Annotated in this window: 10 protein-coding genes and 1 pseudogene; 1 reads left to right on the top strand and 10 read right to left on the bottom strand. The window is 34.5% G+C overall.

The genetic code is table 11. The features are described 5' to 3' along the window. Positions 1-190: 190 nt before the first annotated feature. Positions 191-616: a 3-hydroxyacyl-ACP dehydratase FabZ gene (fabZ, locus tag ACIQYG_RS26490; RefSeq protein ID WP_402844461.1), complete on the bottom strand. Its 426-nt coding sequence runs from the start codon at positions 614-616 to the stop codon at positions 191-193. 354 nt (positions 617-970) lie between these two features. On the opposite strand from fabZ, the pseudogene ACIQYG_RS26485 reads away from it, so the two are divergent. Then, a pseudogene (locus ACIQYG_RS26485) lies at positions 971-2,205 on the top strand (IS110 family RNA-guided transposase). Positions 2,206-2,432: 227 nt separating this feature from the next. On the opposite strand, the gene ACIQYG_RS26480 reads toward ACIQYG_RS26485, so the two are convergent. The 9 genes from ACIQYG_RS26480 to ACIQYG_RS26440 all read right to left on the bottom strand — a co-directional run bounded on the left by ACIQYG_RS26480 (position 2,433) and on the right by ACIQYG_RS26440 (position 9,430). Further along, entirely contained in the window at positions 2,433-2,600 is a 168-nt protein-coding gene (locus ACIQYG_RS26480) for a hypothetical protein (RefSeq protein WP_289336994.1), read from the bottom strand. A gap of 88 nt (positions 2,601-2,688) precedes the next feature. Beyond that, the gene (locus ACIQYG_RS26475) at positions 2,689-2,856 is read right to left on the bottom strand and encodes a hypothetical protein (protein WP_289319550.1); all 168 of its coding nucleotides are present in this window, start codon (positions 2,854-2,856) and stop codon (positions 2,689-2,691) included. Between the two features lie 176 nt (positions 2,857-3,032). Continuing rightward, positions 3,033-3,188, bottom strand: a complete 156-nt coding sequence (locus ACIQYG_RS26470; protein ID WP_289336993.1) for a hypothetical protein — start codon at positions 3,186-3,188, stop codon at positions 3,033-3,035. A 285-nt stretch (positions 3,189-3,473) separates the two neighbouring features. Beyond that, positions 3,474-4,139, bottom strand: coding sequence for a GGDEF domain-containing protein (locus ACIQYG_RS26465; protein ID WP_402844454.1), 666 nt, complete (start codon positions 4,137-4,139; stop codon positions 3,474-3,476). 137 nt (positions 4,140-4,276) lie between these two features. Then, positions 4,277-4,951, bottom strand: a complete 675-nt coding sequence (locus ACIQYG_RS26460; RefSeq protein WP_402844451.1) for an ABC transporter ATP-binding protein — start codon at positions 4,949-4,951, stop codon at positions 4,277-4,279. An 11-nt stretch (positions 4,952-4,962) separates the two neighbouring features. After that, positions 4,963-6,477, bottom strand: coding sequence for a hypothetical protein (locus ACIQYG_RS26455; protein WP_402844448.1), 1,515 nt, complete (start codon positions 6,475-6,477; stop codon positions 4,963-4,965). An 11-nt stretch (positions 6,478-6,488) separates the two neighbouring features. After that, the gene (locus ACIQYG_RS26450) at positions 6,489-7,286 is read right to left on the bottom strand and encodes a hypothetical protein (protein WP_402844445.1); all 798 of its coding nucleotides are present in this window, start codon (positions 7,284-7,286) and stop codon (positions 6,489-6,491) included. A gap of 125 nt (positions 7,287-7,411) precedes the next feature. Continuing rightward, positions 7,412-8,710: a sensor histidine kinase gene (locus tag ACIQYG_RS26445; protein ID WP_402844442.1), complete on the bottom strand. Its 1,299-nt coding sequence runs from the start codon at positions 8,708-8,710 to the stop codon at positions 7,412-7,414. Between the two features lie 9 nt (positions 8,711-8,719). Next, entirely contained in the window at positions 8,720-9,430 is a 711-nt protein-coding gene (locus ACIQYG_RS26440) for a LytR/AlgR family response regulator transcription factor (RefSeq protein ID WP_402844439.1), read from the bottom strand. Positions 9,431-10,072 lie beyond the last annotated feature (642 nt).

Here is a 10,072-nt window from a genome sequence, read left to right as displayed (position 1 = left end):
TTAGCTGGCCAGCTCAGGACACATTCATCTTATCAAGAGGTCTTTTTTCGTTCAAACCTCATTTTCAGTTATTACAGGAATGCTGCCCCGTTAGTATGCATAAAGAAAAAGCTGCCTTAAGGACAGCTCTGATCTAAAAAGATACACGTTTGTTCAAGAACCTGAATAACATTTTTAAAATTAATAGCTTTTAATCACCAAATGCAAATATTATTTCTGTTTCGCAAACTAATTCTCCATCAACTGTAGCTATACCTTTGCCTTTCCCTATTGGACCTTTTAATCGAGTGATTTCAACCTCAAGACGAAGTTGGTCTCCTGGTTTTACTTGCTTTTTAAAACGGCATTTATCTATACCTGCTAAAAGCCCTAATCGTCCTTCGTTTCCTTCTTTAGTTAACATCACAACTGCACTTACTTGAGCTAATGCCTCTACAATTAATACACCTGGCATAACTGGGTAATTGGGGAAGTGCCCGTTAAAAAAACTCTCATTTGCAGTAACATTTTTTATACCAACTGCTCTTTTTCCTTCTTCTAATTCCAAAATCCTATCCACTAAAAGAAATGGATAACGATGTCTAATTACTTCCTTAATTTTTTGAGTATCTAACATCATTAAAGCCCCCATAACAATACTATTTTATTAATATCTTTTTATATTATCACTTGGTATTAATAGTTGGTACTAAAACATGGACCTTATGCAACTATCCTGCCCCTTCGTATTATAAGGTCAGCCAGATATTTCTGGTTGAACAATTTTTATATCGATATATGATAACGGTAGCTGGGGCAGAACGTTCCTGCCCGTGGGGCTTGGACCCCGTCAACTAAACAGTTCGCCCCCTACTTGCTTAAACATGATTTGGCTGGTTGGGACCAAGATCTCGTATAACAAGCGAAGCTATGATACTGCAAGAAGGATTAGGGGTTACCGGCAATAATATGTTTTTGGAGGAGATAAAAAATGAATCCAGTGGTTGGTCTGGATGTAGCGAAAGGTGAAAGTCAGGTTCAAGCGTTCTTGGATAAAAAGAAGCCTTATAAAAGAAGTTTTAAAGTAGCACATACCATTGAAGACTAGAGAGCTTACACCAATATCTTAGAGAGATAGAAAACATAACAGGAATTCGACCTCCGGTCGTTTTAGAGTCTACTGGGCATTATCATACGCCCATTGTGCAGTATTTTGAGGAGAGAGGTTACTTATTAATTATCGTTAACCCACTCATTTCTTATCGTGCGAAGAGCTCTAGTTTACGGAAAGTAAAGACAGATTTAATCGATGCACGTCACCTCTGCGAGCTGTACTATAAAGAGGATTTAGAGCCTTATAAAAAACGAGGGATACAACTCTTAAATCTTCGTAATCTTTCAAGACAACATGCAAATATAACAGGTATCTATGTACAAACAAAACTACAGTTTCAGGCTGTTCTTGATCAAGTATTTCCTGAATATAGAGGGGTTTTTGGAGATTTGTATTCGGTTGTTTCTTTGCTTACTCTATTAGAATTCCCTACTTCTGAAGACATATTAGCAGTCGGTGAAGAAACTGTAGCAAATAGGATTAATGAACTTTGTCCAAGTCGTTCTAGAAAGTGGGCGAATACAAAGGCAGAGAAACTTATGGCTGCCTCAGCTCGAAATCCTTTTCAGAGAACTTTATATCAGAGTCACATTTTAAGCCTAGAGATGTATATAAAAATGCTTCTAGAATACCAAAAGCACCTATCCAGGTTTGAAGACGAGATAGATGCTTTGGCAAAAGAAATTGAAGAATATAAGATTATCCAATCCATCCCTGGAATCGGTGAAAAAATCGCTGCAACGATTATTTCTGAAATCGGAGAGATTGATCGGTTTAATCACCCTAAAAAACTAGTGGCATTTGCCGGAATTGATCCAAGTATCTTTGAATCAGGTAAATTTAAAGGCACAGTAAATAGGATTACCAAAAGAGGTTCTGGCAGACTACGACATGCCTTATATATGGCCGTTCGTTGTGCCATTCGTGATTGTCGCAAGAAGAAAACGACAGATGAAATCATCCCTCGGAACAAGAGATTACGAGAGTTCTATGATAAGAAACGTGAAGAAGGAAAGCCCTTTAAAGTAGCTGGGATAGCATGTGCTAATAAGCTTCTACAATGGATTTATGCACTATTACAAAATAACTCGACTTTCCAAGATCTAACCTAGTTTAAAAGTATAACTAAATAGCACAAAACTTTCCAAATACGGTTCATTGGAAGGTTATTTGGCATGCACAAATTTAGTATAGCATGAAATATTTTAAGTTTTAATTGAAAAATGTTGACTAACTATTAGCTGGTTTAGTTCCATAAAAAAAGCTGTCTTAATACAGCTCCGATCATCAGCTAACGCACCTGTTAGTTCAACAAGGATTAAAGATTATAAAACCCCTTTCAACTTAGAGAAAATATCCATGCTGCTATTAATAATATAAAAAGAATTATAGCAACAATCATCATTTCTAAATTAGTCTCTTTATTATTTGTTTCTTTTTTCATTTTCTTTCTATACTCATGCTGAATTTTAAATGTAGATCTTTTATTTTTTTTGCGTCTATCCATATGGGTACCTCCCCTATTTTTTCCGATTATTCGGACGGTGTTAAAAATAAGTCTTTAAAGCACCCGTTAGTTCATTAAAGCTAGTTTATTATTTGTGATTTTTCAATATTTGAACCTCTTCTTCTAGTTTATCGATTTTTTGTTGAAGTTTTTTCTTAGGTTCTAAAATCCTTCGACCTAATATAACGAAGAAGCCGGTAATAGCAATAACTACCCCAGCAGAAGCTATAAACAATATCAAGGCAATGTCAAACATAAAAACAACTCCTAATTTATTCTTGGTATTTTCATATACGAAAATTGAACAACAAAGTTTTATTTTTTTTTCAATATAAGAATAAGTTCTGCTGATCAGTTCCTGATAATGAAGTAAAGCACCTGTTGAATAAGACTTATTGTAGAGTTAACACAAGCTGTGACATAAAAAAACAGTTAAAAGGTTTTAAAAATTGAATTTAAAACAATGAATAGAAAAATGATAAAAGCAACTACGATTGCTTCAAGGGTAAATTTTTTATTCTGTTTCTTTTGCTGTAATTTCTCCCTATATTCCATTTGAATCTTTTTCTTTTTATCATCTAATTTCATATTGCAGATAGACTCCTTAATGAAAATAATTAAGTTAATTTTACCATAAAAAACCATGTTCGTTCTTCAACTATCCTGCCCTATTTAGTGCCATAAGAAAAAGGTTGCCGCAGCAACTCTGTTATTGAAGTAAAGCACCCGTTAGTTTCAACTACAATAAAGCCGCCTGTTTGTAGGCTAAACTTCAGTAATGGTCATACTACAGCACTACTTCACCAGCCGAACATATTAGAAATTATTAATCTTAAATGTAACAGATAGTTGAAAGGTAAATTTCTATTATACTCACATTCCATTAGATGACTGGCGTGCAGTGGAAATTTTTGTCCTGATTTTCACGTCAAACATTCTCTGTTCAGCAACATGAAGAATCTCGTCTAATGAGTTGCCTTCTTCCGGATATTGGGCGTTGCCAATAGCAATCCCAATGCCCAAAGGGATTTTGGCCTTATTAATTTGTTCTAGTATGTCGGATTCCAAATTGTCTATGAAAACTTCTGTATCTTTTTGGGTAAACCCTGAAGCGATAATGATAAATTCATCGCTTCCCCATCGTGCCACAACATCGGAGTTGCTGGTGTGGTCCAATAAAAGCATAGACAGCCCTTTTAACCAATGATCTCCTGTTTCATGACCTAACCGGTGATTTAAATCTTTAAAGCTAATTACATCGATTATGACCACAGCGAAAGGAGAGTTTGTTTGAACTGATTTTACTTTCTTTTTCTGCATAATCTTTAAGGCGTACCTTCGGTTAAATACTTGCGTTAGGTTATCGTAGTTGGCATTGAAACGCATTTGATCATAGACCCTACCGATAATCCATGCAATGATCGATAACAACATGCCCTCTATAAACTGTTGGTGGAGTGGGGTTAGATTGTAGAAAATTTGAAAGAAAGAGAATATAAAAACGATGCTTACTAGACTAAACTGGCCGGTATATTTCATGAACGATACCTTCTTTCATTTTAATTTACTCTTAGCTAATTCCTCCTAATCTACAAAGGACAACTTATTAAAAAAACGCCTTTCTTGAATAACTTATATGCTTTTATTAGCTGGTGTTATTATAGTCCCCTACTTTATTACGAACGTTTAAAATAAATCGACTTAACTTCTTCTGTTAAATGATTCAGTTCACCGTCAGCGATAAAATACACCTCATCACAAAGTTCTTCAATATCGTCAAAGTGATGACTTGTTAGTAAAATTGTTCGGTCAGCATCTTGAAGTGATCTGATAATCTCCTTGATATCATTATATGTTTTATAATCTAATGCATTAAATGGCTCATCGAGAATTAGAATATCTTGATTTTCCATGATGGCCTGAGCAATGCCAAGCTTTTGCTTCATACCGAGCGAATAATCCTTTACCTTCGTTTTATTATCCGAGTTTAATCCAACAAGATTCATCGTCTGTTTAATTTGGGTATCTGTTATTTTTTTATTAATCGCAGCTAAGTACTGGAGATTTTTAAAGCCACTATAAATCTCAATATATCCTGGTGAATTAATAAATACCCCTACATTCTCTGGAAAATCAATTCTAGCCCCTAACACTTCTCCTCGAATTTTTACCATTCCATCGTCTGGACGAATAAATCCACAAATCGTTTTAAATAATACCGATTTTCCACTACCGTTACTGCCGACAATCCCAACTGTTTTCCCTTTTTCAATTTGTAGCTGAATATTTTTCAAGATGGTTTGTCCAGAAAATGCCTTGGACACATTACTTACTTCGATTACGTTTGTCATGAATGAACCTCCTAATTAAAAAAACGTTTGTATGAACGACTAATAAAGACCAGTAGTAGGATGAATCCGAACATTAATACTGTAAATGCTTTACTTATAGGTATACCTGCCGAACCTTCAAGTATTTGGAGCCTTGCAATCGTTCCTAAACCTGTAGGATTATTTGAAAACAGTGCATTTGGTACTATATTGAGTGCGTGCGATGCCATGACAATTAAATAAGAAGCCGTCACATTTTTCAGCCAAATAAATAATAAGAAAAACGTAAGGAACAAAACGCTAAACTCCATTATTTTCAAGTAAATAAAAATAGGCCAAATACTCACTTGTATACTTTCGGAAATCTGGATTGTATGGGCTGTCCATGTTTTATTGGTTAATAGACCACATATAAAAAGTAATGCAAAAGTTAAACTAATATAAATAATTTGGAATATAAGTCCATTTGCAACTATCGCGAACAACCACTTCATTTTTTGCTTGATTCGTATAAATACAGGCAAGTTATCATCTGTACACCAAGTTTCTATAAATAATGCAAGCAAATATAACGGCGTTCCATAATAAATGAGCTGATCTAAAAAGGATAACAAATGGAACTTTCCTATTTCCTGTCCATAGAAAAACCGAAGTATATAATCTTGTAATGACTCTTCCGTACCATTCATCACTTTCCATATCGTTAAAATCCCTACAATTCCACATAGCAATAAAATGATTTTACGTGTCCATAATGCTTGTGCGTAATAAAAAAACAATCCTTTGCGTGTCATATTCCAAGATGGTGACAACTTTCGATACCAAACAAGTCGAATGCAGCTGATTTGGACACTTAACAGCACAATCATCCCTGCAACTGACCATAAAACACCATTTTCCATAAAATTGTGATGAAGTATAATGTAGCGATTCATCGTAATAAAAGGTAGAAAACCTAGTGCAGGTATTTTAATACTGATAGCCATAATCCCATAGGCAAGTAGGACTAATACTGTCACCACTCGTCGATCGAAGAAATGAAAAATGGTTAAGATGGATACGCCAACAAAAGCTAAGCCGACCATCATATATACACTGCTACTAATCGTAGCCATTATAGGCGTCGAGAAGATAGATTCAAAATAGTGAAATAGTTCATTTTCAGCTGAACTATTCACAGGGTAGACATTCCCATGTGGTAGGCCGATTCCAATTATAACTACAATAATGATTTGCAATAAAACAAATAGTATTGCGTAAATCGAGATGGCTAGCCATTTTGTATAAAAGTAACGTGTGAAATTTCGGCAACGAACTAATAAAATAGGTGTATCTTCTTCTAAATTTCTAAAAATAGATAATAAAAAAATCGGTGTCATACAGTAAATCATTAAATAATGCTCCGTTAACATATGTAAAACAAACACTTCATAACTATCCGAATTACCTTGCCGTTCTACTATAGAAAACAAAATATAGATAGTGGCTAATAATAGTAAAGGCGCCCCTATATGCTTTCGAACATCATGTCTTAAGATTGAAACCATACTTTTTCCTCCTACATCGTGTAAATAGACTCTTTTACCTTAAAGTTCATATAAATGGCATAAAGGATCATGATAACGATGGCTAACATTGGACCAAATAAAAATGATGGCAGGCCAACAGCTTCAACCTCGACACTTGTTGGTTCAAAAGCCGTAAATAATCGTAAATTTTCAAGGTGTAAAATCGAAAGGAAGAAATTTTCTAAAATCGTATAAACAAAAGGACCTGTTAAAATGACAAATAAGTTTTTGCTATACAGGCTAAACACATATCCCATCGTTGCTACAATGACACAAATGAACCCTTTCCAAACACTTAACAACAACCCATATATTAGTGGTGATTCAGTAAATAGTTCTCCTGCAAAATGCGTTTGTAATAATCTCGGTGCAGCTTCTCCTGTTTGGGGTGAAATCCAGGTATATGTCACATCAATCGGCTGAACTCCATAAAGAGCTGTAACAACACCTACAAAAGAAATGATGAACATGATTAAGAACGCACTGCCACTGATGACAATCCACTTCGATAACAAATATTGTTTTTTACTCGCTCTCGGTAAAATGTATTTTAAGAAGCCATTTTTACGCTCAAAATACATGAGCCAACACGTCGGTAAAACTGCAAGGAGTGGGAATATGAAATTAAATATTTCAAACCCAACTTCCCATATTTCTAGCTGATGCTCTAATGCATAACTCTTATAAATGGTGTTACATAAAATAATAGATAATAAAGTCCCTACTATGATTGTAAGTAAAATCGGCAGTTTTAATTTACGCCATTCCAGTATGATTAAATTTCTCATCGTATACCTCCGTTTCGTTGACTACACTATAACGAACATATTTAATCGAAACAATAGGCTAGAAACAAACAAAAGTTTTAGAGGAACGTATACTTTTACGTTCCTCTAAAACCTTTGTTTATGCTTTAAAATTGAATACCTATCGTAATCATTTGCCCATTCTTTTGTTCGTTTCGTGTGATAATTTTTCCGCTATATTGCTTCGCGATCTGTTGGACGTTATATAAACCAAAGCCTCGCCCGTTCGAATGAGTGGATTTCGTTGAATATCTGAGCTTAAAAAGCTGCATAAATTGTTCATTTGTCATATACCCAGCTGGATTACTAACTGTCAGCTCATATCGATCATTTAATTGCATCATTCGAATTAAAATTGTGTCGCCTCCATAACAAGCTTCAATGGCATTATCAATCAGAATACCCAGTACTTCAATTAAATCATAATCTTCACATGGAAAGGCTGACACCGATACCGAACGTTCAATATGTAATTCCATTTTTAACTGTTCTACTCGTTTCATCTTCGTATAAAGAAAGCCTGCAATCACTTTATGATCCATATTCAGTAGCTCTTGCTGTCCATTTGTTAGTTGCACGTTTTCTACATACTTCGAAACCTGCTCGCGTGCAACCTTCATGTCCTCAGTCGATTGCAAAATACTTGAAATGGCTAACAATTTATTCGAAAACTCATGTTGTCTAGATCGTACTTCCGCAACTAACTCATCAATAATTGGTATATATTTTTCAGTTGCTTTCATACGATTTTCCATTACCTGAGCCCTTTTTTGTTCATAAAATAGCCAACCAAGCATTGCAAGCACAATCAAAACAACAAATTCTATAAAAACAGGATGAATAATTAACCCATTTTGATTCCTTGATGACAGAATGATATACAATAGAAAACCAAAAACACTGACAATCATTAATTTGACAAACTCATTGAAATCATTGCGTATATAAACTAAAAACCTTTTTGTCACAAGCCAATAAAAACATATCGTTAGCAGAAATGATAATGGACGAATGACCAACTGACTAATTGTCAGTAAATCGATCGTCGCGAAAGTGAATAATCGTATTAACAACCAAATAATATAACCAAGCATTGTGACAAAGATGATTTCAACATGTGATGCTTTTAAAACAAAGCTATTCATTAATAATGTCAAAAAAAGTAGTCCAATTAGTCCTGGAATCGATTGAACAGGTAAAATTTCAAAATCCCTAAGCAGTACTGCATTAACACTACTACTATCAGCTGAGTTAAATTGGGTATGATCGAATAGACAAAATATCAAGATGACTACAAGCCATTTGACTGCTCCCCCTTTAACGCTAATCTTTTCACGCCCTACTAAAAACATAATCAAAAAGAGTGAGAATACATCAAGTGCTGTTTCAAATAATAACAATCCCATTTTTCACCTCTACACTACTTGATCGCGATATTTAAGTCCAATTGGTAATGGGACTAAACAATGGCGAAGCTTGACAAGATTGTCTGCTTTTTGAATCGTTTCAATATACGATTTATTGAGTATATAGCTTTTATGGCATTGCACAAATGGCCCTTCGTGTAATAATCCCATCATCGCTTTTAAAGAATACCCTGCAATTTTTTCTTGTCGGTGTCCCCCTTGTTCCGTCAAGAGATGAATAACCATTTTTTTGCCGAATGATTCAATATATAATATATCTTGCAATCGGTATTCGAAAATAAACCCTTTTTGTTCAATCCTGACTGTTTGTTCATCTGTTTTTGCTTGGTGCAAGTATTCGAGTACCTCTGCAACAATATTCTGCACTTCCTCTTTTGTGTATGGTTTCATTAGGTAGTGATAACATTTTAATTCTCGATACGCCCGTAGTTCTTCTGTCACAACAGCTGTTTCAAAAATGATTGGCGTATATTTATATGTCTGTATAGAGCGTAGCTGTTTAACCAAATCTGTACCTTTATAATCGACTAATTGAATATCGACGATAAATACATCATACCGTTGCCTTTGTACCATAACTAAGGCATCTGCAGCACTGACTGAAAAAGAAAGGTGTAAATCTGCGTCTAATTCAAATAATGCACGCTTCAAAAACTGTTGAATGTTTTCATCATCTTCTACTATTAAAATATGCGTCATTTTAAAAAGCTCCTTATTTCTATCAATCTCTTGTAGTTTTATTCTGTTTAAAAAGTTCAATCACTATCTCAGCACTCTGGGCAGTATAGTGTGCATCTAATATAATTACGAATTCCCAGTCCTCATTTTTATTTGACCAGACTAAGCAACCATCTTCATTCTTATTTTGACCTGCTTCTGAGTTTCCACCATATCGTCCAACTATAATTTGGTTAAGCCTTTGAATATCTGGGTTATCAATAAAATCTTCCTGACTTCCAACCCAACTAAATTCTTCACCCTTATAAGTCCCTGAAGTTTATGTATCTTCAGTGTAGTTATTACAAAAACAACCTTCCACAATAACTATCCCCTTTTCCGATATAGATAAAATTATAAAACAAATATAACTAAATTTGTTATTTATCTAACTATTGTTAATAAATATTCCAAATGATTATATTTGTTCAGATAATTACTCTCTTAATGAACTCCCTCAGTTTGATGCGAATATCTCTCGAATGCTCACTTATTCGCAGGATTTCATAACCCTTTTAATTAGACTTACGGGTAAATGAAATGAGTTCAGATCAGTTAGGCTTCGTGAAGGCATAGTTAAATAAAGGAGTCAGTTATCACTCCATATTTTACCATATAATGTAC

This window comes from Peribacillus sp. NPDC096622, from assembly GCF_044762665.1.
GTDB lineage: Bacteria > Bacillota > Bacilli > Bacillales > DSM-1321 > Peribacillus > Peribacillus frigoritolerans_B.
Note: the sequence above shows the minus strand (reverse complement) of the source record. Positions and strands in the feature narration are given on the sequence as shown.